The organism is Blastococcus sp. SYSU DS0552 (assembly GCF_054050815.1).
Map to the genome: position 1 here is coordinate 124,443 of NZ_JBJHAB010000009.1, position 23,701 is coordinate 148,143.

General features: G+C 73.4%; 19 protein-coding genes and 2 tRNA genes. 10 read left to right on the forward strand and 11 right to left on the reverse strand.

Features of this window, described 5'->3' with window-relative positions; translation table 11 throughout:
- Positions 1 to 99: 99 nt before the first annotated feature.
- Together ACI8AG_RS11375 and ACI8AG_RS11380 are read left to right on the forward strand one after the other, a co-directional pair.
- Positions 100 to 3,054, forward strand: a complete 2,955-nt coding sequence (locus ACI8AG_RS11375; RefSeq protein WP_456597179.1) for a UPF0182 family membrane protein — start codon at positions 100 to 102, stop codon at positions 3,052 to 3,054.
- A 75-nt stretch (positions 3,055 to 3,129) separates the two neighbouring features.
- A tRNA-Met gene (locus ACI8AG_RS11380) sits at positions 3,130 to 3,206 on the forward strand.
- 79 nt (positions 3,207 to 3,285) lie between these two features.
- On the opposite strand, the gene ACI8AG_RS11385 is transcribed toward ACI8AG_RS11380, so the two are convergent.
- Together ACI8AG_RS11385 and ACI8AG_RS11390 are read right to left on the reverse strand one after the other, a co-directional pair.
- Positions 3,286 to 3,843, reverse strand: coding sequence for a hypothetical protein (locus tag ACI8AG_RS11385; protein ID WP_456597128.1), 558 nt, complete (start codon positions 3,841 to 3,843; stop codon positions 3,286 to 3,288).
- 113 nt (positions 3,844 to 3,956) lie between these two features.
- Complete coding sequence (locus ACI8AG_RS11390) at positions 3,957 to 5,303, reverse strand: threonine/serine ThrE exporter family protein (protein WP_456589328.1); 1,347 nt, start codon at positions 5,301 to 5,303, stop codon at positions 3,957 to 3,959.
- Positions 5,304 to 5,485: 182 nt separating this feature from the next.
- Between ACI8AG_RS11390 and ACI8AG_RS11395 the strand changes: the two genes are divergently transcribed.
- Positions 5,486 to 7,075: a BCCT family transporter gene (locus ACI8AG_RS11395; RefSeq protein ID WP_456589327.1), complete on the forward strand. Its 1,590-nt coding sequence runs from the start codon at positions 5,486 to 5,488 to the stop codon at positions 7,073 to 7,075.
- Between the two features lie 83 nt (positions 7,076 to 7,158).
- Positions 7,159 to 7,235: transfer RNA gene (locus ACI8AG_RS11400), tRNA-Met, on the forward strand.
- Positions 7,236 to 7,420: 185 nt separating this feature from the next.
- On the opposite strand, the gene ACI8AG_RS11405 is transcribed toward ACI8AG_RS11400, so the two are convergent.
- On the reverse strand, positions 7,421 to 7,708 hold the full coding sequence (locus ACI8AG_RS11405) for a hypothetical protein (protein WP_456597129.1): 288 nt from the start codon (positions 7,706 to 7,708) through the stop codon (positions 7,421 to 7,423).
- 341 nt (positions 7,709 to 8,049) lie between these two features.
- Here ACI8AG_RS11405 and ACI8AG_RS11410 point away from each other — a divergent pair, with 341 nt between their 5' ends.
- Genes ACI8AG_RS11410 through ACI8AG_RS11420 form a run of 3 tightly spaced genes read left to right on the forward strand, consistent with a single transcriptional unit; the run spans position 8,050 to position 14,089 of the window.
- Positions 8,050 to 9,837 (forward strand): thiamine pyrophosphate-requiring protein, encoded by a 1,788-nt coding sequence (locus ACI8AG_RS11410; protein ID WP_456597130.1) that lies wholly within the window; start codon positions 8,050 to 8,052, stop codon positions 9,835 to 9,837.
- Between the two features lie 3 nt (positions 9,838 to 9,840).
- Positions 9,841 to 12,951: an FAD-binding and (Fe-S)-binding domain-containing protein gene (locus ACI8AG_RS11415; RefSeq protein ID WP_456597131.1), complete on the forward strand. Its 3,111-nt coding sequence runs from the start codon at positions 9,841 to 9,843 to the stop codon at positions 12,949 to 12,951.
- Between the two features lie 28 nt (positions 12,952 to 12,979).
- A complete protein-coding gene (locus ACI8AG_RS11420) occupies positions 12,980 to 14,089 on the forward strand; it encodes an enolase C-terminal domain-like protein (protein ID WP_456597132.1) in 1,110 nt (369 codons plus the stop codon).
- 16 nt (positions 14,090 to 14,105) lie between these two features.
- On the opposite strand, the gene ACI8AG_RS11425 is transcribed toward ACI8AG_RS11420, so the two are convergent.
- From ACI8AG_RS11425 to coxB, 8 genes are read right to left on the reverse strand one after another with little or no spacing between them, the layout of a single operon-like run.
- Positions 14,106 to 15,380: a cytochrome b N-terminal domain-containing protein gene (locus ACI8AG_RS11425; RefSeq protein WP_456597133.1), complete on the reverse strand. Its 1,275-nt coding sequence runs from the start codon at positions 15,378 to 15,380 to the stop codon at positions 14,106 to 14,108.
- Positions 15,377 to 16,192, reverse strand: a complete 816-nt coding sequence (locus tag ACI8AG_RS11430; RefSeq protein WP_456597134.1) for a QcrA and Rieske domain-containing protein — start codon at positions 16,190 to 16,192, stop codon at positions 15,377 to 15,379. Before ACI8AG_RS11430 ends, ACI8AG_RS11425 begins: the two co-directional genes overlap by 4 nt.
- Complete coding sequence (locus ACI8AG_RS11435) at positions 16,189 to 17,022, reverse strand: c-type cytochrome (RefSeq protein ID WP_456597135.1); 834 nt, start codon at positions 17,020 to 17,022, stop codon at positions 16,189 to 16,191. The genes ACI8AG_RS11430 and ACI8AG_RS11435 overlap by 4 nt, the downstream gene beginning before the upstream one ends.
- On the reverse strand, positions 17,019 to 17,405 hold the full coding sequence (locus ACI8AG_RS11440; protein WP_456589319.1) for a c-type cytochrome: 387 nt from the start codon (positions 17,403 to 17,405) through the stop codon (positions 17,019 to 17,021). Before ACI8AG_RS11440 ends, ACI8AG_RS11435 begins: the two co-directional genes overlap by 4 nt.
- On the reverse strand, positions 17,402 to 17,872 hold the full coding sequence (locus ACI8AG_RS11445) for a hypothetical protein (protein ID WP_456589318.1): 471 nt from the start codon (positions 17,870 to 17,872) through the stop codon (positions 17,402 to 17,404). Before ACI8AG_RS11445 ends, ACI8AG_RS11440 begins: the two co-directional genes overlap by 4 nt.
- Positions 17,869 to 18,477 carry a cytochrome c oxidase subunit 3 gene (locus tag ACI8AG_RS11450; protein ID WP_456589317.1) on the reverse strand — a complete coding sequence of 203 codons (609 nt, stop codon included), beginning with the start codon at positions 18,475 to 18,477 and terminating at the stop codon, positions 17,869 to 17,871. The genes ACI8AG_RS11445 and ACI8AG_RS11450 overlap by 4 nt, the downstream gene beginning before the upstream one ends.
- On the reverse strand, positions 18,474 to 20,378 hold the full coding sequence (gene ctaD, locus ACI8AG_RS11455; protein ID WP_456589316.1) for a cytochrome c oxidase subunit I: 1,905 nt from the start codon (positions 20,376 to 20,378) through the stop codon (positions 18,474 to 18,476). The genes ACI8AG_RS11450 and ctaD overlap by 4 nt, the downstream gene beginning before the upstream one ends.
- Positions 20,375 to 21,331, reverse strand: a complete 957-nt coding sequence (gene coxB / locus ACI8AG_RS11460; RefSeq protein ID WP_456589315.1) for a cytochrome c oxidase subunit II — start codon at positions 21,329 to 21,331, stop codon at positions 20,375 to 20,377. Before coxB ends, ctaD begins: the two co-directional genes overlap by 4 nt.
- Before the next feature lie 146 nt (positions 21,332 to 21,477).
- On the opposite strand from coxB, the gene ACI8AG_RS11465 reads away from it, so the two are divergent.
- The 3 genes from ACI8AG_RS11465 (at position 21,478) to ccsA (ending at position 23,617) form a co-directional block, all read left to right on the forward strand.
- Positions 21,478 to 22,128 (forward strand): ABC transporter ATP-binding protein, encoded by a 651-nt coding sequence (locus ACI8AG_RS11465; RefSeq protein WP_456597136.1) that lies wholly within the window; start codon positions 21,478 to 21,480, stop codon positions 22,126 to 22,128.
- The gene (locus ACI8AG_RS11470; RefSeq protein WP_456597137.1) at positions 22,125 to 22,802 is read left to right on the forward strand and encodes a heme exporter protein CcmB; all 678 of its coding nucleotides are present in this window, start codon (positions 22,125 to 22,127) and stop codon (positions 22,800 to 22,802) included. The genes ACI8AG_RS11465 and ACI8AG_RS11470 overlap by 4 nt, the downstream gene beginning before the upstream one ends.
- 77 nt (positions 22,803 to 22,879) lie before the next feature.
- The gene (ccsA, locus tag ACI8AG_RS11475; protein WP_456597138.1) at positions 22,880 to 23,617 is read left to right on the forward strand and encodes a cytochrome c biogenesis protein CcsA; all 738 of its coding nucleotides are present in this window, start codon (positions 22,880 to 22,882) and stop codon (positions 23,615 to 23,617) included.
- Positions 23,618 to 23,701: the final 84 nt, after the last annotated feature.

Genomic DNA, 23,701 nt, shown 5'->3' on the forward strand with positions numbered 1-23,701 from the left:
GGGGGCCGGGTCCGCCCGGCGCCGCACCACCCGACCCCACGGTCGATCGTCGCGTGGCCGAGAGACCACGCCTGCAAGTGAAGGAGACCGCTCGTGGCCATGCGGCCCCCCGTGCCGGTGCCGACGCTGTCCCGGCGCGCGAAGCTGGTCATCGGTGCCATCGCCGTGCTGCTGGTGCTGTTCACCGCCGTCGGCACCCTCACCAACGTCTACGTCGACTACCTGTGGTTCGACGAGACCGGGTACACCGAGGTCTTCTGGACCGAGCTGCAGTCACGCGTGCTGCTGTTCGCCGTCGCCGGCGTGGCGACCGGCGGGCTCACCGCGCTGGCCGTGTACCTGGCCTACCGGTTCCGGCCCACCTTCCGGCCGATGTCGCTCGAGCAGCAGAACCTGGAGCGCTACCGCCAGTCGCTGGAGCCGCGGCGCGGCCTCGTGCTGACCGGCATCGCCGTCGTCCTCGGCCTGTTCGCGGGGTTCACCGCGCAGAGCAGCTGGGAGACGTGGCTGTCGTTCCGCAACAGCACCGACTTCGGCCGGACCGATCCCCAGTTCGGCATCGACCTGTCGTTCTTCGTCTTCGACTACCCCTTCTACCGGCTGCTGCTCGGTTTCGGGTTCGCGATCGTCATCCTGGCGCTCATCGGCTCGCTGCTGACGCAGTACGTGTTCGGCGGGCTGCGGCTGCAGACGCCCGGGCAGAAGCTGACCGCCGCGGCGCGGGTGCAGCTGTCGGTGCTGCTGGGCTTCTTCCTCGCCCTCAAGGCCGTCGCCTACTGGCTGGACCGCTACGGGCTGGTCTACTCCAACCGCGGTGGCGTCTTCACCGGTGCCAGCTACACCGACGTCAACGCGCTGCTGACGCCCAAGACGATCCTGGTCTTCGTGGCGGCCGTGTGTGCCCTGGCGTTCTTCGCCAACATCCTCGTCCGCAACTTCCTGCTGCCGGCCGCGGCCCTCGTGCTGCTCCTGGTCTCCAGCCTGGTCATCGGCGTGGCCTACCCGGCGATCGTCCAGCAGTTCGTCGTCAACCCGAGCGCCAACGAGAAGGAAGCCGACTACATCGAGCGGGCCATCCAGTCGACCCGGGAGGCCTACGGTCTCGACGACATCGACTACGTCCAGTACGCGCAGGAGACCACCGGCAACGAGGTGGACCCCGACGTCGCGCTGGCCGAGCTGCGGAACGACACCGAGACCATCCCGAACGCCCGGCTGCTGGACCCGAACGTCCTGACCGACACGTTCACGGCCCGCCAGCAGATCCGGAACGTGTACGGCTTCCCCGAGAAGCTCGACATCGACCGCTACACCATCGACGGCGAGACCGGGGACTACGTCGTGGCGGTGCGCGAGCTGGACAGCGCCGGGCTGTCGGAGAACCAGAGCACCTGGATCAACCGGCACACCGTCTACACCCATGGGCACGGCTTCGTCGCCGCTCCGGCGAACGAGGTCGTGGCCGGCTCCGAGGGCGGCGAGCCGAACTTCACCACCGGCGACCTGCCGACCCGGGGGAACATCCCGGTCGAGCAGAGCCGGATCTACTACGGCGAGCTGATCCAGGACTACTCGGTGGTCGGGGCTCCGGAGGGCAGCGCGCCGCGGGAGTTCGACCTGCCGGAGGGCGGATCCGAGGATCGGCAGATCAACAACACCTACGACGGCGAGGGCGGTGTCTCGGTCGGCAGCTTCTTCCGGCAGCTGACGTACGCGATCTACTACCGCGAGCGCAACTTCCTGCTCTCCAGCGCGGTGAACGAGGAGTCGAAGGTCCTCTACGTCCGGGACCCGCGCGAACGCGTGGAGAAGGCGGCGCCCTTCCTGGAGGTCGACGGCGACCCGTACCCCGCGGTGATCGACGGCCGGGTGACCTGGATCCTCGACGCCTACACGACGTCGGACTCCTATCCCTACTCCGAGCAGATGCAGCTCGGCGAGGCGGTGGCGGACGCGCTCACCGGCACCGGGACGACCGCGCTGCCGAACGAGACGGTGAACTACATCCGCAACTCGGTGAAGGCCACCGTCGACGCCTACGACGGCACGGTGACGCTGTACGCCTGGGAGGAAGAGGACCCGGTCCTCCAGACCTTCATGAAGGCGTTCCCCGGCGTGGTAGAGCCGAGGAGCGAGATGAGCGACGAACTGATCAGCCACGTCCGGTACCCGGAGGACCTGTTCAAGGTGCAGCGGGACATCCTGACCCGCTACCACGTCGATGACCCGATCGCCTTCTACGAGGGCAGCGACCGGTGGCAGATCCCCGACGACCCGACGCGGAACATCGAGGAGAACCAGCCGCCGTACTACATCCTGGCCCAGCGACCAGGTGACGACGAGGCGACGTTCCAGCTGACCAGTGCGCTGAACGCCTTCCAACGGGAGAACCTGTCGGCGTTCGTCTCGGCGTCGAGTGCGCCGGAGACCTACGGCGCACTCCAGGTGCTGCAGCTACCCGGCAACACTCCGTTCCGGGGTCCCGGGCAGGTGCAGAACGCGTTCATCACGAACAACCAGGTGCGGCCCGACCTCACGCTGTTCGACAGCCAGAACTCCGCTGCCGTGTTCGGCAACCTGCTGACGCTGCCGATCGGTGACGCCGGGTTGCTCTACGTGGAGCCGCTCTACGTGGAGAGCACCGGGGAGGGCGGCTTCCCGCTGCTGCAGCGGGTGCTGGTCAACTTCGGTGACCGCATCGGCTACGCCAACACCCTCTCCGAGGCGCTGGACCAGGTGTTCGGCGACGGCGCAGGGGTGGTCGCGTCCGACGCCGACGGGGTGCCGACCGAGGCGGAGCAGGGGGAGGACACCCCCGGCGTGGAGCAGCCGGCCGATCCCACCGACGTACCGATCCCGCCGGACGGCACGGACGGTCTGCCGGCCACGCCGGACATGGAGCAGGCCGTCCAGGACATCAACGCCGCGCTCGAGGCGTTGGCCACCGCCCAGCGGTCCGGTGACTTCGCCGGCCAAGGTGCGGCGCTGGCCGATCTGCAGGAGGCCGTGACGGCCTATCAGCAGGCCCAGCAGGCGGCGGCCGGAGGCGGGTGACCGCCGGCCCGCGACGGGTGGGCGCCGACCTCGGCGCCCACCCGTCCGGGAAGGCTGGTACGGTGGTGTCACCGACGCGGGGTGGAGCAGCTCGGTAGCTCGCTGGGCTCATAACCCAGAGGTCGCAGGTTCGAATCCTGTCCCCGCTACCACCACGAAGGCCCGGCCCCACCAGGGGTCGGGCCTTCGTCGTTCTCGTCCTTCCGGGTGCTCGGGCCGCCGGTCCCGTGGTCAGACGGCGCTGAGCTCCTCGTGCGTGCGGGCGTCGGGCCAGTCGCGCGACCAGCCGTCGGCCTGGCGTGGTGCACGGCGGTACGGCGTCGGCCGCGGTCGTGCCGGCGGCAGCGCCGGTTCCGACGTCGGGGCGCGCCCTCCGGCCGGCATCTGCTGGACGGGAGACGGCGTCCCCGGGTCGGCGGGGGCCCGCGGGGCCGGCGGCGTACCCACGTGCGCGGGTGGGCGCGGTCGCGTGGTCAGCGCGGCGAGCAGCGTGTGCGGGCGCGTGCGGTCCGGGTCGGCCACCGGCGCGGCGGCCAGCGGGCGTGCCGTCGGTGCGGGGAACGGTTCCCGCCGCGGTGGGTGGGCCGGATCCGGCAGGCGGAGTTCGGCGAGGTCCTTCCACGTCGAGTGCCGCAGCCCGTCGACGGTGCACCGCACGCGGGCGGAGACCCGGCCGTCGGGGGTGTGCCGCCAGCCGAGCAGCTCGCCGGAGTACCAGATCCCGCGGTGGTGGATCTCCACCGGCTGCGGGTCTCCGACGAAACTGCTCGCCGCCACGTCCCCCGCCACGACCCGGACTGTAGGCGGGCCGGGAACGGGGGTGCCGGAGGCGCACGGGTCCGGCGCCTCGCGCGTGACGGCCCGTCCCACCGTTCACACGGGTCCGTGCCGACGCCTCCGCGTCAGGCGCGTGCCACCCCGCGACCGCCGCCGGTGACGCTCCGCGCGCGTGCTCCTCGGGCCTGGACCAGGCCGGTCAGGCGCCGCTCCCCGGGCAGCCTGGTCCGTCGCAGGGACTGCGCCACGTACTCGCCGAGCAGGGACCCCGCCGCCAGCGCCAGGCCGATGGCGATGGCGGTCCCGAGCAGCGTGAGGCCGCCCAGCGTGTCGCCCTCGGTGAGCCGGCGCAGACCGCGGTAGATGGCGAGCCCGGGCAGCAGCGGGATGATCCCGGCGGCCACGTAGACCAGCGCGGGGACCCGCTGGCGGGCAGCCATGACGAAGCTGCCGAGGCCGATGACGACGGCGGCGGCGGCCGTCGCGAGGGTGACCGACAGCCGCAGCTGGTCCAGCCCGACGAACACCGCCCAACCGAGCGCACCGGCGGCCGCCGCCGGAGCCAGGGTGCGCCGGGGGGCGTAGTTGGCGACGGCGAAGGAGGCCGAGACGGCGGCTGCGGCCGCGAGCTGCAGCGGCACCTCCGCCAAACCGCTCGGCGAGGGGTCCCACATCGTCATCGGCACGCCGAGCCGCACGCCGATTGACAGCCCGACCGCCACCCCGCTGATGATCCCGGCCGTCAGCAGCAACGTCTCGAAGGCCCGGGCGCTCGCCGTCACGTAGAAGCCGGTGATCGCGTCGTGCACCGAGCCGACGAGCGTGACACCCGGCAGCAGCAGCACGATGCCGCCGGCGACGACGAGCGACGGGCGGACGCCGATGTCGGCGGCCACGAGGGCGAGGGCGACCGAGGTGGCGATCAGCCCGCCGGCGGCGTTGAGGAAGAAGGGCGGCAGTCCGCGGCGGCCGAGGCGGTCGATGGCGAGGTCGACCAGCACCGTGGCACCGAAGGCGGCCGCCGTCACCACGGGCCCGGCGCCGAGCAGCACGGCTACCCCGGCGGCCAGGAACGCACGCGCCCCGGTGACCACCCACCGGCGGTAGGGGTGCCGTGCGGTGGCGATCGCCCGCAGCCGGTGGTCGGCCTCCGGCGGGGTCACCCGTCCCGCGGCCAGGTCGCCGACCACGTTGTGGACGGCGGTGGCGCGGGAGTAGTCCAGCTCCCGCCGCTGGACCAGGCGCAGCCCGCTGATCGGGGCGGCGTCCGCGGCGGGGTGGCCGGAGACCGTGATCGAGGTGAAGGTGATGTCGCACTCCACCCGCCCGAGCCCGCAGGACCGGGCCACGACCGTGCACGTGGCGGTCACCTCGGCGGCGCTGGCGCCGGCCGACAGCAGCAGTTCCCCCGCCCGGAGGGCGAGGTCGACGGCGTGGTGGGGGTCCTGCTGCGTGGGCGGCTGAGGTGGCACCCGCCCACGATCCCCGACGGTTCCGGTCCCGCGGGGGTGGGGCTTGTCACGCCCGGAAAGATGCGGCGCTCCGCAAGTGGTGCAAGTCTGGATCGTCGACCGGCCGTCGACCCCGCCGCCCTACGGTCTGCCGCCGGTGGGCACCCGGCTCTCTTGTTCCCGACCGAAGGATCCTTCCGCTCGTGCGAAGAACATCCGCCGTCTTCTGGGCCTCGCTGGCCATCGTGCTCCCCTTCGTCCTCTGGGGCGTGCTGTCACCGGAGTCCCTCGACTCCGCCGCCACCTCGGCGCGCACCTTCGTGGTCGACCGGTTCGGCTGGTTCTACCTGCTCACCGCCACGATCGTGCTGGTCGCGGTGATCGTGGTCGCGGCCTCGCGGTGGGGACGGGTGCGGCTGGGTGCGGACACCGACCGGCCGGAGTACAGCACCCGGGCCTGGTTCTCGATGCTCTTCAGCGCGGGTATGGGCATCGGCCTGGTGTTCTGGGGCGTGGCGGAGCCGGTGTCGCACTTCCTCACCCCGCCGACGGCCGACCCGGGGACCACGGAGGCCGCCCGGGATGCGTTGCGCTACTCGTTCTTCCACTGGGGCCTGCACCCCTGGGGCATCTACGCCGTCCTGGCCCTGGCCCTGGCCTACGCCCGGTTCCGCCGCGGCTGGAAGGCCACGATCAGCGGCGCGCTGCGACCGCTGCTCGGTGACCGCGTCGACGGCCCGCTCGGCGTGGCGGTGGACACGGTCGCCGTGGTCGCCACCGTCTTCGGTGTCGCCACGTCGCTCGGCCTGGGCGCCGCGCAGATCAACGGGGGCCTCGCCTCGCTCGACGACGGCATCGCGACCGGTTCCGGCGTGCAACTGGCCATCATCGCGGTGGTCACCGTCCTCTTCCTGATCTCGGCGCTCTCCGGGATCAACCGCGGGATCAAGTGGCTGTCGACCGCCAACGTCGTCCTCGCGGTGGGGCTCTTCGCCTTCGTGCTGTTCACCGCGGCGTCCGGCCGGCTGGTCGGTGCGTTCACCACGACCCTCGGCAGCTACCTCGCCGAGCTCCCCACGATGAGCCTGCAGACCGGCCCCTTCGACGCCGAGCGGTCGGATTGGATCAACGGCTGGACGATCTTCTACTGGGCGTGGTGGATCTCGTGGTCGCCCTTCGTCGCGACCTTCATCGCGCGCATCTCGCGCGGGCGCACCATCCGGGAGTTCGTCATCGGCGTGCTGGCGGTGCCGACGCTGGTCAGCGGGCTGTGGTTCTCCGTCTTCGGCGGAGCCGGAATCCTCGCCGAGCAGGAGGGGGCGGAGCTCGCCGGGCAGTCGACCGAGTCGCAGCTGTTCGGGCTGCTCGACACGCTGCCCGGTGGGGTGGTGGCCGGGATCGGGGCGATGATCCTGATCGTCACGTTCTTCGTGACCAGCGCCGACTCCGCCACCTTCGTGCTCGGCTCGCTCAGCAGCCGCGGTGGGCAGGACCCGGCGCGCGTCGTCAGCGTGATCTGGGGGCTGGTCATCTCCGCCTCCGCAGCCGTCCTGCTGGTCAGCGGCGGCCTGGGCGGGGTGCAGACCGCCTCGATCGTCGCCGCCTTCCCCTTCGCGGTCGTGCTCCTCATGGTGCTCGCGTCGCTGGTCAAGGGGCTGGGGGAGGAGCCCCGTCTCCCGCGCCGCGCTCCGGAGGACCCGCTGCTTCCCGGCACGACGGCGTCGCCGAACGGTCACCCCACCGGCGGGGCGACGGCTGCGCCGCCGGCAGCGGGCACGTCCAGCACCTCCTGAGCCGGCTGTCGGCCCCGTGGTCGCGCCGACCACGGGGCCGTCAGCGGGTCGGTCCCGCCCAAAGGGTAGGGTGGCGGACGCAACGCGGGGTGGAGCAGCTCGGTAGCTCGCTGGGCTCATAACCCAGAGGTCGCAGGTTCGAATCCTGTCCCCGCTACCAACGCAGTGCAGTGGCCCCGCCGGGCCCCGGAGACGGGCTCGGCGGGGCCTCTGTCGTCAGCGGCCGACCGTGGGTACGCAGTCCGACCGGGTCGTCCTCACCGACGGCCGGGGCGGGGTGGCTGCGTCGGTGCGGGTGCGAGCTCGAGCACGTGCCCGAGATCGTGTGCCTCGAGCCCGGCTCGCTCAGGCGGTCCGGTCGGCCCGCTGACCGGACCGATCGAGGCCCGGGCAACCCCCGTCAGCGGCCGGTTCCGCCTCAGCGCTGTGGTCCGCGCCCCCGGCCCCGGCTGGGCTCTGCGCGTCGGCGGCGGACCTGCCGAGCAGCCACACGCCCAGCATGACGGCGAAGATGATGACGATGATCGCGACGGCGAGCGCGGCGATCCGCCGCCGGGCCGGCTTTCCGCGCCCGACGCGGAACTCGGGATCATGCGGTCCACCGTGCCCGCGGTGGTCTCCTCCTGCGCTCATCGGTCCTCCCGGGTTGGCCGGTGCCGCGTCCGCGGCTACCGGGGGTTGGGTCGGGGCCTGAACGGGGCGGCCGGAAGGTCCGGGCTGCGCGCCCACTCGCGAGGCCGGAGAAGACGTCGTCCCCGCCCCGAGCACGAGCACCCGCTGACGAGGCGGGCTCGGCGGTGAGCGTGGCTGCCTCCGTGTCGTCCCCGGGGGCCGACGTGCTCGACCGACCGGTCGTCCCCCTCACCTCGACTGGGGGACCTGGTCATCCGATCGTAAAGTCCCGTCTCGGTTTCATCCCGGCTCGACGGGTAGCGCGTCCAAGGACGGTGCAACCCAACGGGAGGGATCTCCCCATGAGCCAGACTGTCGCCGACGTCCTGCTGGACCGCCTCCGGGAGTGGGGCGTCGAGAAGGTCTTCTCCTATCCCGGTGACGGGATCAACGGCATCCTCGAGGCGTTCGGGAAGCAGGACGGCCTGCAGTACGTCCAGTCCCGTCACGAGGAGATGTCCGCCTTCGAGGCGGTGGGGTACGCCAAGTTCACCGGCCGGGTGGGCGTCTGCATGGCCACCTCGGGGCCGGGCGCGATCCACCTGCTCAACGGGCTGTACGACGCCAAGCTCGACCACGTGCCCGTGGTCGCGATCGTCGGGCAGACCGACCGGAGCGCCATGGGCGGCTCCTACCAGCAGGAGGTCGACCTGCTGTCGCTGTTCAAGGACGTCGCCCACCACTACGTGCACGTGGTGAACACGCCCGAGCAGCTCCCCAACGTGATCGACCGCGCCATGCGGATCGCGGCCGCCGAGCACGCGCCGACCGCGGTGATCATCCCGGCCGACGTGCAGGAGTTGGAGTACAGCCCGCCGACGCACGAGCACAAGATGGTGCCCTCCAGCAGCGCACACACCTCGGCGCCGACGATCGTTCCGGACGACCGGTCGATCCGCGCCGCCGCCGACCTGCTCAACAGCGGGAGCAAGGTCGCGATGCTCGTCGGCCAGGGGGCTCGGGGCGCCCGCGCGGAGGTCGTCGAGGTCGCCGACATCCTCGGCGCCGGCGTGGCGAAGGCGCTGCTCGGCAAGGACGTGCTCCCCGACGACCTGCCGTTCGTGACCGGGTCGATCGGGCTGCTGGGCACCCGGCCGACCTGGGACATGATGAAGGACTGCGACACCCTGCTGACGGTCGGCTCCAACCTGCCCTACAGCGAGTTCTTCCCCGAGTACGGCCAGGCCCGCGGGGTCCAGATCGACCACGACGCGAAGTACATCGGCATGCGGTACCCGTACGAGCTGAACCTCGTGGGGGACGCCGCCACCACCCTCCGGGCGCTGATCCCGCTGCTGGAGCGCAAGGCCGACCGCTCGTGGCGGGAGGGCATCGAGGACGGTGTCCGGCGCTGGTGGGAGACCATCCACATGCGTGCCATGACCGACGCCGACCCGGTCAACCCCATGCGGCTGTTCTACGAGCTGAACGATCGGATGCCCGGCAACGCCATCATCACCGCGGACTCCGGGTCGTCGGCCAACTGGTACGCGCGCCACCTGCGGTTCGGCCCGGACACCCGGGGCTCGCTGTCCGGGACGCTGGCCACCATGGGCCCGGCGGTGCCCTACGGCATCGGTGCCAAGTTCGGGCACCCCGACCGGCCGGTCATCGCCTTCGTCGGCGACGGGGCGATGCAGATGAACGGCCTGGCCGAGCTCATCACCATCTCCCGGTACTGGCGGGAGTGGACCGACCCCCGCATGGTGATCGCGGTCCTGCACAACAACGACCTCAACCAGGTGACCTGGGAGATGCGGGCCATGGGCGGGTTCCCGAAGCTCGCCGACTCGCAGTCGCTGCCCGACGTCTCCTACGCCGCGTTCGCCGCCGGCCTCGGCTTCGAGGCGATCACGGTGGACGACCCGGACCAGCTGGGGCCGGCGTGGGACCGCGCGCTGGCGGCGGGCCGGCCGGCGCTGCTCGACGTGCACGTCGACGCCGACGTACCGCCCATCCCGCCGCACGCGACGCTCGAGCAGATGACCGAGACGGCCAGATCGCTGTTCAAGGGCGACGAGGACGCGTGGGGTGTGGTCAGGCAGGGGGCCAAGACCAAGATCCAGGAGTTCCTGCCGCACCGGGGCTGAGCGATGGCGGTCACCGATCTGCCCCCGCCCACCAGCCTGCCGCCGGAGCCTGCCGGGCCCCACCGGGTGGACGTCGCGGCGCTGGCGGCCGACCTGCGCCGCCGGGTCGACGGCGGTGTCCGGTTCGACACCGGCACCCGCGGCGCGTACTCCACCGATGCCTCGAACTACCGGATCCCGCCGCTGGGGGTCGTGGAACCGCGGACGGTGGAGGCAGCGGTCGAGGCGGCGGCGGTCTGCCGCGAGCACGGTGTGCCCCTGCTGTCGCGAGGCGGCGGCACCAGCCTCGCCGGCCAGACCACCAACGCCGCCGTCGTCCTGGATTGGAGCCGGTACTGCACCGGCCTGGTCTCGGTCGACACCGACCGGCGGACCTGCGTCGTGGAGCCGGGCATGGTGCTCGACCACCTCGACGCCCGGCTCGCCGAGCACGGGCTCACCTGGGGGCCGCAGCCGGCGACCCACTGGACCTGCACGGTCGGCGGCATGCTCGGCAACAACGCGTGCGGGGCCTCGGCGCAGGTGTACGGCAAGGCGGTGGACAAGGTCTCCCGGCTGGAGGTCCTGCTGGCCGACGGCACCCGCATGTGGGTCGGGCCGACGAGCGACGAGAAGTACGCCGAGATCGTCCGGGCGGGTGGCCGCCGCGCCGAGGTCTACCGCGGGCTCCGGGCGCTGCGGGACCGCTACCTCGCCGAGATCCGCACCGGTTTCCCGCGGATCCCGCGCCGTGTCTCCGGCTACAACCTCGACGCGCTGCTGCCCGAGAACGGCTTCGACGTGGCCCGGGCGCTGGTGGGCAGCGAGGGGACGCTGGTGACCGTGCTGCGCGCGGAGCTGCAGCTGTCGGAGCTGCCGCGGGTGCGTCGGCTGGCGGTCCTCGGCTACCCCGACGTCGTCGCCGCGGGCCGCGACGTCGCCCGGCTGCTCCCGCACCGTCCGCACCGGCTCGAGGGCGTCGACGAGGTGCTCCGCCGCAACCAGGACGAGCTCGGGATGAACCCCCGGGCCCTGGAGAAGCTGCCCGACGGCAGCGGCTGGCTGCTGGTCGAGCTCGCCGGGGACGACGAGGAGGAACTGGGCGGACGCATGGATCGGATGGTCGAGGACCTCCGCTCCGCGCCCGAGCCGCCGGCCGTGCTGGTCCTGAGCGACCCCGCGGACCAGGCGGACATGTGGGCCTTCCGCGAGTCCGGGCTCGGCGCAACTGCGCATCCGCCGGACGCGCACGACACCTGGCCGGGGTGGGAGGACTCCGCCGTCGCACCCGATCAGCTCGGGGAGTACCTGGCCGACCTCGCGGAGTTGCTCGACCGGCACGGCCTGACGCCCTCCTCCCTGTACGGGCACTTCGGTCACGGGTGCGTGCACCTGCGCATCCCGTTCCCGCTGGGCGCACCGGGCGGCGAGCACACCTACCGCCCGTTCCTCGAGGACGCCGCCGAGCTCGTCACCCGCTACGGCGGCTCCATGTCCGGCGAGCACGGCGATGGTCAGGTGCGCGGCGAACTGCTGCCCCGGATGTTCGAACCGGAGATCGTCGAGGCGTTCGGCCGCATGAAGGCGCTGCTGGACCCGGACAACCGGATGAACCCGGGGAAGGTCGTCGCTCCGTACCCCCTCGACGAGCACCTCCGGGTCACCGCCGACTACCCCGCCTGGCAGCCCGAGGTCGCCTTCGGCTACCCGGAGGACGACGGTTCGTTCGCCCACGCCGCGGCGCGGTGCGTCGGCGTGGGCAAGTGCCGCTCCTCCCTGGAGGTCGGGTCCGGCCAGGTGATGTGCCCGAGCTACCAGGTGACCGGCGACGAGAAGCACTCCACCCGCGGTCGCGCGCGCCTGCTGTTCGAGATGCTCCGCGGCGACGTCGTCCGCGACCGCTGGCGTTCTACCGCGGTCCGGGACGCGCTGGACCTCTGCCTGGCGTGCAAGGGCTGCCGCAGCGACTGCCCGGTCGACGTGGACATGGCGACGTACAAGGCGGAGTTCCTGTCGCACCACTACGCGGGCCGGCTGCGCCCGCGGACCCACTACACGCTCGGCTGGCTGCCGCTGGTCGCGCGGTTCGCCGCGCTGGCGCCGCGGGTGGTGAACGCCCTGACGCAGACGCCGGGGGTGCGCACGGTGGCCAAGGCGGTCGGCGGGGTGACCCCGGAGCGCGACCTGCCGCTGTTCGCCCCGCAGCGCTTCACCTCCTGGTACCGCGACCGGGGACCGCGCGGAACGGGGGAGCGTGGCGAGGTGCTGCTGTGGCCGGACACGTTCACCGAGTTCTTCCAGCCGCACATCGGCGAGGCGGCGGTGACGGTGCTGGAGGACGCCGGCTTCACCGTGCGGATCCCGGACCAGGAGCTCTGCTGCGGGCTCACCTGGATCTCCACGGGCCAGTTGGCGACGGCCGCACGGATCCTGCGCCGGACGGCGGGCGCGCTCGCACCGGAGCTGCGCGCGGGCATGCCGGTCGTGGCGCTGGAGCCCAGCTGCACCGCGGTGTTCCGATCCGACGCCCCCGAGCTGCTCCCGGACGACGAGGACGTCCGGCTGCTCGCGGCGTCCGCCCGCACGCTCGCCGAGCTGCTGGGCGAGCGCGCGCCGGAGTGGGAGCCCCCTCGGGCGGATCGCGCGGCGATGGTCCAGACCCACTGCCACCACCACTCGATCATGGGCTTCGACTCCGACCGCGAGCTGATGCGGAGGGCCGGGTTCGACGCCGACGTGCTGAACTCCGGCTGCTGCGGGCTGGCCGGGAACTTCGGCTTCGAGCGCGGTCACTACGACGTCTCCATGGCCTGTGCCGAGCAGGCCCTGCTGCCCGCGCTGCGCGAGGGCGACCCCCAGGCGGTGGTGCTCGCCGACGGCTTCAGCTGCCGCACCCAGGTCGAGCAGGCCGACACCGGCCGCAGGGCGGTGCACCTGGCCGAGGCGCTCGCCGGTCTGGTGACCGGCGCGCGGCTCGAGGACAACCCGGAACGGGTGCTGGCACCGGCCCCGCATCCGCCGGGCCGGCTGGCGCAGGGGGCGGTGCTGGCGGCGGCCGCCGGCGTCACCACCGCCGCGGTGACCGGGGCGGTCACCGCGGTGCGGCGCACGCTGACCGGCCGCTCCGCCGGCTGACCACCTCCTGGAGAGGAGCACCGCTGCCGTGGGAAGCACACCGGACGTCCCGGTGCAGAGCGTGGTCGTTGCCGTCTACCGGCTGCCGACCGACCGCCCCGAGGCCGACGGCACCCTGCAGTGGGACGCGACGACGGCGATCGTGGTGCGCGCCGCTGCCGGGGACCGCACCGGGACCGGCTGGACCTATGCCGACCGGTCCACCGCGGCGCTCATCCCCGGCCTGCTCGCCGGCGTGGTGGAGGGGCGATCGGCCCTGCACCCGCAGGACGCCACGCATGCCATGGCCCGGGCCGCCCGCAACGCCGGCGTCCCCGGCCTGGTCGCGATGGCGATCTCCGCGGTCGACGTCGCCCTCTGGGACCTGAAGGCGCGGCTGCTCGACGTGCCGCTGGCGGTGCTCCTGGGGGCCGTGCGGCGGGACTCGCCGGTCTACGCCAGCGGTGGGTTCACCACCTACGACGACGCCGCGACCCGCGAGCAGCTGACGGGCTGGCTCGACCGGGGCTTCGACCGGGTGAAGATCAAGATCGGGGAGTCGTGGGGCAGCGCGGAGCGCCGCGACCTGGCCCGCACGCGGCTGGCCCGCGAGGTCGTCGGGGACCGCGTCGATCTGCTGGTCGACGCCAACGGCGGCTACACCGCCAAGCAGGCGGTCCGGGTGGGCCGGGCGCTCGACGACCTGGGGGTGGTCTGGTTCGAGGAGCCGGTCTCCTCCGACGACCTGGCCGGGCTGCGACTCGTGCGCCGGTCCCTGGACTGCGACGTCGCCGCCGGGGAGTACGGCGCGCGGATCGAGGACTTCGCTGCCCTCTGCGGCGCCGGCGCCGTCGACTGCCTGCAGGTGGACGCCAGCCGCTGCGGCGGGGTCACCGAGTGGTTGCGCGCGGCGGCGGTGGCCGCGGGGCACGGGCTCGAGGTCTCCGCGCACTGCGTGCCCACCCTGCACGCACACCTGGGCCTGGCCACGCCCAACCTGCGCCACCTCGAGTGGTTCCACGACCACGAGCGGTTCGAGCGCCGGCTGTTCGACGGCGCCCCCGAGCCGCGGGAGGGCCGGGTCCGGCCGGACCTCGCTGCCCCGGGGCTCGGCGTGGGCCTGCGCGAGGCCGACGTCGAGGAGCTGCGGGTGGCCTGAGCCGCGCCGCCCGGGGTCAGAGCGGGGACTGGCGGGAGCGCCGCCGGGCGTACCAGAACAGAGCACCCGCGAGCACCGGCGGGGCCGCCACCAGCGCGATGCGCAGGAACCAGATGACGGTGACCACCTCCAGCCCGAGCACCTGGGCGATCACGTCGCTGGCCGCCCCCGCGCCCGTCACCGCGCCGAGCACCACGACGAAGGTGACGAAGGCGACACGGAACGGCGCGTCGAGCGGTCGCTCGCTGAGGTCGAGGTCGGATTCCGGACGCCGGCGGAACAGCCGCTCCAGCAGCGGGTAGACCACCACCGCCCCGCCGATGAGCACCGGCAGCAGGACACCGCCCAGGAACGGGTTCGTGATCGTCGCCCCCAGGATGCTGAACTCCACGGCCGGCAGGATGAGGATGCCGCCCTCGGCCGGGAACAGGTACCAGTCCGGGTACATGTCGTTGCCGGCCACACCGGGCAGGTACGGGCCGATGTGCAGGACGTCCCCGAAGGGGACCAGCGCGGCGGAGACGACGAGCAGCGTGGTGGTCAGCAGGGTGAGCAGCAGTGCGCGGGACCGCAACCCGCTCCGGGCGGGGGTCGCCACGACCAGTTGTCCGTCGGGGCGACGGCGCCGCGGCAGCACTGTGTGCCGCTGGCGGACGACGAGCCACAGGTGGACGGCGAGCAACCCTCCGAAGGCGACCGGCAGCAGCAGGACGTGCAGCCAGAACAGCCGGGGGACGACGTCGGCGACGTCCGGGCCCGCGAAGACGAGGTCGGCCAGCTCCCCGCCGAGCCAGGGCATGCTCGCCGCGATCGAGTACCCGATCCGGACGCTGCTGCCGGTGATCACGTCGTACACCAGGTTCTGGCCCGACCAGCCCAGCGCGAAGGCCAGTGCGAGCAGGACCAGGCCGAGCAGGTAGTTCGAGATGCGGCGACCCCGGAAGGCCCCGGCGAGGAGCACCCGGAGCACGTGCAGCAGCAGCGCCGCGACGAAGAGGTAGCTCGCCACCCGGTGCACCCGGCGCAGCAGCAGCCCGCCGGGCAGGTCGTGGCTGATCGAGACGACGGAGGAGAACGCGGCCGGCAGCTCGCGGCCGTCGTAGAGGTCGGCCGAGCCCTGGTACTCCACCAGCTCGGCCGACGGCTCGTAGAAGAAGGTCAGCACCAGCCCGGTCAGCAGCAGGACGGCGAAGCAGATCACCGCGACCGGCCCCAGCAGGAACGACCAGTGCGTCGGGACGAACAGCTCGCGCAGCCACCGGGGCCGGGTGGGGGCTTCCTGGACGCTCATCCGCGCACCGGACCGATGGGCGTCGCGAAGTCGCCGAGGGCCACCAGGAAGCCGTCCGCGTCGACGCCGAGGGGGAGCTGGGGGAGGGGGCGCGACGCCGGCCCGAACGTCGGTACCGCCCCGCGCGCCGCGTCGAAGGTGGCCTGGTGGCAGGGGCAGAACAGCGAGTCGCTGTCCTCCTGGTACAGCCCGACCGGGCAGCCGGCGTGCGTGCAGACCTTCGAGTAGGCGACCAGCCGTTCGCCGACCACCCAGTCGAGGACCGTCGGCGGCTGCGCGCTCTGCGCGGAGAGCCGCACCAGCACGACCGCCGCCAGGTCCTCCCGGGCGGCGCCCTCGGGCCACACGGTGCCGAAGCCGCCGATCGGCACGTCCGCCGCGCGGATCCGCTGGCCCTCGGCGGTCACCAGGTGCGTCCCCCGCCGCCAGCTGGTGGCCGGCGGCTCGTCCCGGCCCAGCCAGGCGAGCAGGCCGATCCCGGCGAGCGCGCCGACGCCGACGCCACCGAGGACCCAGCGCCGGCGGACCGGGTGACCGGCGACCGCCGCGAGCAGCGGTGCGTCCCCCGGCTCGCGCTGGCCCGGCCAGGCGAGCTCCTGGTCCTCGTCAGCGGGCAGCGCGGCGGCCACGACGAGAGCGGCGCACAGCGTGCCGATGCCGAGGAGCAGCCCGAGCGCGGAGGTGGGCCAGTCCAGCACCAGGCCCGCCACGAACGCCGCGAGCAGGATCGCCGCCACGGCTCCGGCCGCGAGCGGGACCGGGCGGCGCAGGAGCGCGGGGCGGGACTCCGGGCGGGGCTCCGTGGCCGTCACTGCTCCGTGCCCTCCCTGTCCTCCGGGTCCGAGGGGGTGCGCCCGGCCGGTTCCGGGGCCGATCGCCGGCCGGTCCGGACGACGAGCACCAGCGCGCCCGCCATGGCCAGGGCGATCAGGCCGGTGAAGACACCGCCGTAGACGCGACTGACGTCCGAGAGCCCCAGGGGGGTGGTCTCGGCGTCCGACAGGTCCTGCACGTAGGCGGCGATGTCGGCGGCGTCCTGCTCGCTGAGGACCTCGTCGCCGAACCGGGGCATCTCGAACGGGCCGACCCGGATCGCCTCCACGATGCCGGTGGGGTCGATGCCGGTGACCTCCGGGGCGACCGTCCCGTCGGCCGAGATGCCGCCGTTGCCCCCGGCGCTGTGGCAGGGCGCGCAGTTGGTCAGCCAGAGTGGCTGACCGCGGCCCGGGTCGCCTCCCCCCACCTCGGGGATCCCGCCCTCCAGGTCGAACTCCTCGGCCATCCAGGTGACGACCGCTTCGCGCTGGGCGTCGGTGAGCTGTTCCTCCACGGCGCCGACCGGCCGGTGCAGGATCGGCATCCGGCCGGTGCGGATGACCAGGTCGACGTAGGCCACCGGCAACCCGCGCAGGTCCGGCCCCGCCTCGTCGCCGGTCCCGGGGATGCCGCTGCCGTCGTTGTTGTGGCAGATCCCGCAGTACCGCTGGTAGACGGTCCCGCCGTCGGCGACCTCCTCGGCGGGCGGCGCCGGGGCCGGGGCGGCCTCGACCGGTGCCGCCACCAGGGTGAGGGCGACGCAGGCCGCGACCAGCGCCAGCACCTGGAGCAGGCGCGCGGCCGTCGGGATCCGGCGGCGGCTCACGAGGGCTCCAGCGAGTACAGGTAGGCGACGATGGCGTCGACGTCCTCGTCGGTCACCCCGAGGTCGGGCATCAGGTTGCCGGGGTCCAGCTCCTGGGGGTCCTGGATCCAGCTTCGCAGGTTCTCGGGCGTGTGGGGGAGCTGCCCGGCGATCACCCGCCGCTCGACGAGCGTCCCGAGCGGCGGACCCACCCGGCCCTGCGGCCCGGTCACCCCCGGCACCTGGTGGCAGGCCGCGCAGCCGTACTCGCGCAGCAGCTCGCGCCCGCGGTCCGCGGACACCTGCGGCTCGCCGGTCGCGTCGGTGCAGGCGCTCAGCCCGGCCGCGGCGGCCACGAGCGCCGCCGCCAGCCGGGCCCGCATTCCCCGCCGTCCCCCGGTCACCAGCACGGTCCGTACACGAGGACGGGGGGCAGCGCCAGCACGATCAGGCCGACCGCCAGCAGGTTCATGGTGAGGCCGGTGAGCGCGAGCAGCCGGTTGCGCGCGGGGCTCGGCACCGGGTCCCAGGCGCCGGCCGGGGGCGCGTCCGCGGGGTCGCGCCGACGCCGCCAGGGCAGCAGCGGCCGGAGCTCGGGACCGGGGACGGCGGCGGACTCCGGCTGCGGTGGCAGGTGCCGCATCGACCACCAGGACGCCCAGGTCGCGGCCAGGGCCATGACCGTGAGGGCCACGGTCAGCACGACGAGGAAGACGGGGAGCGCCAGGCCCTCGGTGGGGCACCCGATCTCGATGAACCAGTAGCCGACCAGCAGGTGCAGCAGCCAGGCCGCGGTGCCACCGCCGACACCGAACCAGAACAGGACCGGCCGGCCGGCGGGGCGCTTGGTCTCCGGAGTCGCGGCGGTCACCAGAACCTCGGCGTCAAGTAGAGGGTGGCGGCGATGACGATCCAGGACCAGACCACGAAGTACCAGTAGTGCGCGGCGGTCACCGCCATCTCCTGCTCGCGGGGGGGCATGCTGCCGGTCCGCACGCGCAGCAGCACGATGCCCAGCCCGAGCAGGGCCAGGGCGGCGTTGACGTGGTGGAAGCCGGCGAGGGCGAGGAAGAGGGAGCCGTACACGTCGCGCTGCGGGTCGATGTCGTTGGCCGCGTAGTCGGCGAACTGCACGAGGAGGAACGCCACCCCGAGGACGACGGCGGCGGCCAGCGCGGCGGGGACCCGGCCGGCCGCCTTCCCGGCCCGCGCCGACAGGTGGACCGCGGCCACCGGGACGGCGCTGAGCAGCAGCAGCGCGGTGGCGACCGCGGTCAGCCCCAGCGCGGGGGCGGGCGCCGGCTCGGGCGGCCACGTGTCGAAGCCGTCGCGCAGGTAGAAGTAGGAGAACAGCAGCGCCGCGAGCATCGACACCAGGACGAGCTGGAGCAGCAGCATCCCCCACCACCCGGTGCCGCGGGCGATGTGCGGGGCCGGACGGGGGGCGGCGTCCCCGGCGTGTCCGCTGGTCCTCACAGCCGGTCCTGCCTGTTCCAGACCCAGGCCACACCGGTCACGACCGCGGCGAGCACACCGGTGAGGGCGACGGGGTAGACGTCGATCATCGTGCCGATCAGGGCGACGGTGAGCGAGGAGGCCATCAGCAGCGGCCACCACGACTTCTGCGGCAGGGTGACCAGCTCCTCGGGGGCGGCGTCGAGGATGCTGGTGAGCACGACCTGCCGCACGGGAGCGCGGGGCTCGCGCAGCTCGTCCTGCCAGGTGGCCGGGTCGTACTTCGGCCGGAAGGGCCGGGTGTCCCACAGCGGCGAGCGGCTGGCGACCTCCGGGATGCCGCGGAAGTTGTAGGCCGGCGGCGGCGAGGTCGCGTACCAGTCCAGGGTCTCCCCGCCCCACGGGTCGTCCCCGGCCCGCTCGCCGTACCGCGCCGACAGCACCACGTTGCCCAGCGTCATGAGCAGGCCCAGGGTGAGGACGACGGTGCCCGCGGTCGCGATCGCCTGCGTGAGCTCCCACCCCGTGTTCTCCGCGTAGGTGTAGAGGCGGCGCGGCATGCCCTGCAGCCCGGTGATGTGCAGCGGGAAGAACGTCACGTTGAAGCCGACGAAGGTCAGCCAGAACGCCGTCTTGCCGATGCGTTCGTCGAGCAGGCGGCCGCTCATCTTCGGCATCCAGAAGTGGACGGCGGCCAGCACCGGGAAGAGGATCCCGCCGATGAGCACGTAATGGAAGTGCGCGACGACGAAGTAGCTGTCGTGCGCCTGCTGGTCGAACGGGACCGAGGCGACCATCACCCCGGTGACCCCGCCGAGGACGAAGATCACGATGAAGCCGACGACGTACATCATCGGCGTCTTCCACACCGCCCGGCCCTGCCAGATGGTGGCGATCCACGCCGAGACCTGGATGGCGCTCGGGATCGGGATGAACAGGCTCGCCACGGAGAAGAAGGCCAGCCCGAGCTGCGGGATCCCCGTCACGAACATGTGGTGCACCCACACGCCGAACGACAGGATGCCGATGGCGACCGTCGAGACGGCGATCAGGCTGTAGCCGACGATCCGGCTGCGGGCGAAGACCGGCACGATCGTGGAGACGATGCCCAGCCCCGGCAGCAGGATGATGTAGACCTCGGGGTGGCCGAAGAACCAGAACAGGTGCTGCCAGAGCAAGGACTCGCCACCGGCCGCCGGATCGTAGAAGTGCGTGCCGATCTTGCGGTCCAGCTCGAGGAGCACGCTGGCGACCACCAGCGGCGGGAACGCGAAGATGACGGCGATCCCGGTGACCAGCACGTTCCACGCCAGCAGCGGCATCTGGCTGATCTTCATGCCCGGCGCCCGGTACCGGAGGATCAGCACCACCAGCTCGATCGCTCCGGCGATCGTCGCGATCTCCACGAACGTCACGCCCAGCAGCCAGAAGTCCATCGAGTTGCTCGGGGAGTACTCGGGCCCGGTGAGCGGGGTGTAGGCGAACCAGCCGCCGTCGGGGACCTGGCCGAACAGGAAGCTGCTGTAGAGGAAGATCCCGCCGAGCACGTAGATGTACCAGCCGAAGGCGGTCAGCCGGGGGAACGGCAGGTCCCGGGTGCCGAGCATGAGCGGCAGGAAGTACATCGCGAAGGCTTCGCCCACCGGCACGGCGAACAGGAACATCATCGTCGTGCCGTGCATGGTGAACAGCTCGTTGTAGGTCTGCGCGTCGAGGAAGGTGCTCTCGGCGCTCCCGAGCTGCCAGCGCATCAGCACCGACTGGATGCCGCCCAGGGCGAAGAAGACGAACGCGGTGATGAGGAAGCGCTGGCCCACCTGCTTGTGGTTGAGGGCCGTGAACCAGCCGGCCAGGCCGGGTGGGGTGGCCCACGTGGCGGCGAGTCGGTCCTCTGTGGCCGGGGGATCCTGCAGCGCGGTCATTCGAGGCTCTCCAGATAGGCCAGCAGCGCTTGCAGGTCGTCGCCCGAGAGGTTGTTCGGCGGCATGCGGACCCCCGACTTGAGGCCCTGCGGGTCGAGGATCCAGCCCGCCAGGTTGCCCCGCGTGTTCTCGAGCATCCCCGCGGCGATCGTGTCCCGGGACGCGAGGTGGGTGAGGTCCGGGGCGAAGTCGTCCCCCTCGCTGACGTCCTCGATCCGGTGGCACTGCCCGCAGCCCGCGGCCAGGTACACCTCGCGGCCGGCCTCCTCGAGCTCGCCGTCCGGCTCCGCGGAGCCCGCCTGCAACGCGACCAGGTGGTCGGCGAACTCGTCCTCCTCCTGGGCGACGAGGACGAACTGCATGCGGGCGTGCTGGATGCCGCAGAACTCGGCGCACTCCCCGAGGTAGCGACCGGCTTCCTCGACCTGGAAGGACAGGACGTTGGTCTGCCCGGGGAGGAGGTCGAGCTTGCCGGCCACCGGCGGGATCCAGAGGCTGTGGATCACGTCCGCCGACGTCATCTCCAGCCGGACGGGGCGGCCGACCGGCACGTGGATCTCGTTGGCGGTCACCACGTCGGCGTCGGGGTAGCGCACCTCCCACCAGAACTGGTGGCCGACGACCTCGACGGTGAGCGCCTCGGGAGGGGCAGGCCGGGAGATGTCGACGCCCACCACGAGGCTGTAGGCGAAGACGGCGGGCAGGACGACGATCGGGACGACCACGCCCCACACGGCGATGAAGGCCTTCGCGCCCCGGTTCGCGGCCCGTGGCTCGCGGCGCGCGCGGTGCCGGAGGGCCAGCACCAGGAACACCACGGTGGCCAGCCACAGCAGACCGCCCAGGACGATCATGAACCAGGTGAGGCCGGCGATCTGCGCCGCCTCGGGGCCCACGGGATCGAGCACCGAGCCCGGCTCCGGTGCGGCCACCGGAGCGAGGTCGGCTGGCACGATCGCACCTCCGTGGCGGGCTGGTCGGGCTGCCCCTCCGGGGAGGGCTCCCGTGCGGTCCCGTCCGACCCTAGTGGCTGGCTTCGGCCGCACAACCGCAGCTGCTCGGCCCGGGCGCGGGCGGCGGTGGCACCATCCTCGGCACGATGACCCAGTCGAGGACCGGCCGCCCTGCCGCGGGGGAACCGCCGGTGCTGTGCCTGCAGGAGGTGGCCCGCCGCTACGGCGGGCGGACCGCGCTCGCCCCCCTGACGCTGCGGCTGTCGGCCGGCGCGGTCTGCGTCGTCGGCGGGGGGAACGGCGCCGGCAAGACCACGCTGCTGCGGATCGCGGCGGGGCTGGTGGAGCCGACGTCGGGCACCCGGTCGGTGACCGGGCACGCGCTGTACCTGCGCCCCGGGGCGGCCGCGCGCCGTCGGCAGCGGGCACTGGACGCCGTGACGTTCGCCGGCGCCCTGGCCGGCCGGGAGCAGCCGGCCGGTGCCGCTGCGGCGGCCCTCACCGCGTGCGGGCTCCCCGAGGAGCTGTGGGGACAGGAGGCCGGCCGCCTCTCGGCGGGGCAGCGGGCGCGGGTGACCCTCGCCGTGGCCCGGGTGGTGACCCCGGCGGTGGTGTGCCTCGACGAACCCATGGAGCACCTCGACGCGGCCGGCCGGGAGGCCGTGCGCCGCACTGTCGAGGACCTGGCCCGCGCCGGGTCGGCGGTGCTCGTCGCGGGCTCGGAGGTCGCCGCCGGCCTGGGCCCGGTCGACGCCCGCCTGGAGCTCGTCGGTGGCGCCGCGACGGTGCTCGGGTGAGCGGGGGAGGTGGACGGCGGGAGGGCCGCGCCGGCGTGCTGCGCACCGTCCCGCTGCTGGTCCGGCGGGACGCGCGGATCGCCCTGGGTGGCGTCGACGGTTTCGCCTCGGTGCTGCCGTTCGTCGCGGCCGGGGTCGTGCTGGGGGGTCTCGTGCTCGGCCCCGACCCCGGCGCGCTCCGGGCCGCCGCGCCCGGCCTGGTCTGGCTGCTCGTGCTCACCGCCGCGGTTCCGCTGGCCCGGCTGGTCGCGGCGGCGGAGCGCGACGAGGACTCCTGGGACCTGCTGCGCGGCCTGGTCCCGGCCGGGGCGCTGTTCCTCGCCAAGGCCGCCGTCCTCTGGACCGCGCTCGCGGTCACCTGGACCACGGGGACCGTCCTCGCCGTCCTGCTCCTCGACGGCCCCGTCTCCCTCGCCGGGTGCGCGGCGGCGGCGCTCGGCCTGGGCGGCGTCGCGGCGAGCACCACGGTGTTCGGCGCCCTGCTGGCGGCCTCGGCCCGCGGTGCGGGCCTGCTCGCGGCCCTGGTGCTCCCCGCCGGGCTGCCCGCCCTGCTGGCCGGGACGCAGGCCGGCGTCGTGGCGGAGCCGCTCCCGTGGCTGGTGCTGCTGGTCGCCTACGACCTGGTCGCCGGGGCGACCGCCTGGGCCGTCTTCCCCTTCCTCCTGGAGGAGTGAGAGGCTGGCCGGGTCCCCGCTGACCCAGCCGTCCCCGGGCCTTCCCGGGCGGGGACCGGTCGACAGGAGGAGCGAGCGTGCGTAGGACTCCGGTGCCCGGCGGTGCGCTCCTCCCCGCCGCCGCTGCCGGGGCGACCGCGGTCGCGCTGGTCCTGGCGCTCGTCGTCGCCCCCGAGGACGGGGTGCAGGGTCCGGCGCAGCGGTTGATGTACGTGCACGTCCCGGCCGCCTGGGTGGCCTACCTGGCGTTCGCGACCGTGCTGGTGTGCAGCGTGGGCTACCTGGTGCGCCGTGAGCTCGGCTTCGACCGGTACGCGCAGGCGGCCGCCGAGCTGGGCGTCGGGCTGACGGCGCTGGCGATCGCGCTGGGCATGCTGTGGGGCCGCCCGGTCTGGGGCGTCTGGTGGACGTGGGATGCCCGGCTGGTGACGACGGCGGTGCTCCTGCTGGTCTACGTCGCCTACCTCGGCGTCCGACGGATGGCCGACGACCCGCACGTCGCCGCCCGCCGGTCCGCGGCCATCGGCATCGTCGCCTTCCTCAACGTGCCGGTCGTGCACTTCTCGGTCGTCTGGTGGCGGACGCTGCACCAGCCGCCCACCGTGCTCGGCCCCGAGGGCAGCCCACCGATCCACCCCACGATGGCGTGGGCGCTGGGCGCGGGCGTCCTCGCCTTCACCCTCCTCGCGGTGCTCGTCGTCCGCCGCCGGGTCGCCCGGCTGCGGGCGGAGGCGTCCGAGCCGGCCGGCGCGCCCGCCGGTGCCGGCGGCGAGGACGCGCCGGTGATCACCGTCGTCCCCGGGGGCGGCCGGTGAGCGGGCAGCTGGCGGTGGTCCTCGGCTACCTGCTCACGCTGCTGGTGTGGGCCGGGTACCTGTGGGCCACCCGGCCGGGGCGGG

Bases quoted from the DNA above. Each gene is read 5' to 3' on its own strand.
- ACI8AG_RS11425 (WP_456597133.1), bottom strand. From the start codon at position 15,380: ATGAGCGTCCAGGAAGCCCCCACCCGGCCCCGGTGGCTGCGCGAGCTG.
- ctaD (WP_456589316.1), bottom strand. From the start codon at position 20,378: ATGACCGCGCTGCAGGATCCCCCGGCCACAGAGGACCGACTCGCCGCC.
- ACI8AG_RS11415 (WP_456597131.1), top strand. From the start codon at position 9,841: ATGGCGGTCACCGATCTGCCCCCGCCCACCAGCCTGCCGCCGGAGCCT.
- ACI8AG_RS11405 (WP_456597129.1), bottom strand. From the start codon at position 7,708: ATGAGCGCAGGAGGAGACCACCGCGGGCACGGTGGACCGCATGATCCC.
- ACI8AG_RS11375 (WP_456597179.1), top strand. From the start codon at position 100: ATGCGGCCCCCCGTGCCGGTGCCGACGCTGTCCCGGCGCGCGAAGCTG.
- ACI8AG_RS11410 (WP_456597130.1), top strand. From the start codon at position 8,050: ATGAGCCAGACTGTCGCCGACGTCCTGCTGGACCGCCTCCGGGAGTGG.
- ACI8AG_RS11465 (WP_456597136.1), top strand. From the start codon at position 21,478: ATGACCCAGTCGAGGACCGGCCGCCCTGCCGCGGGGGAACCGCCGGTG.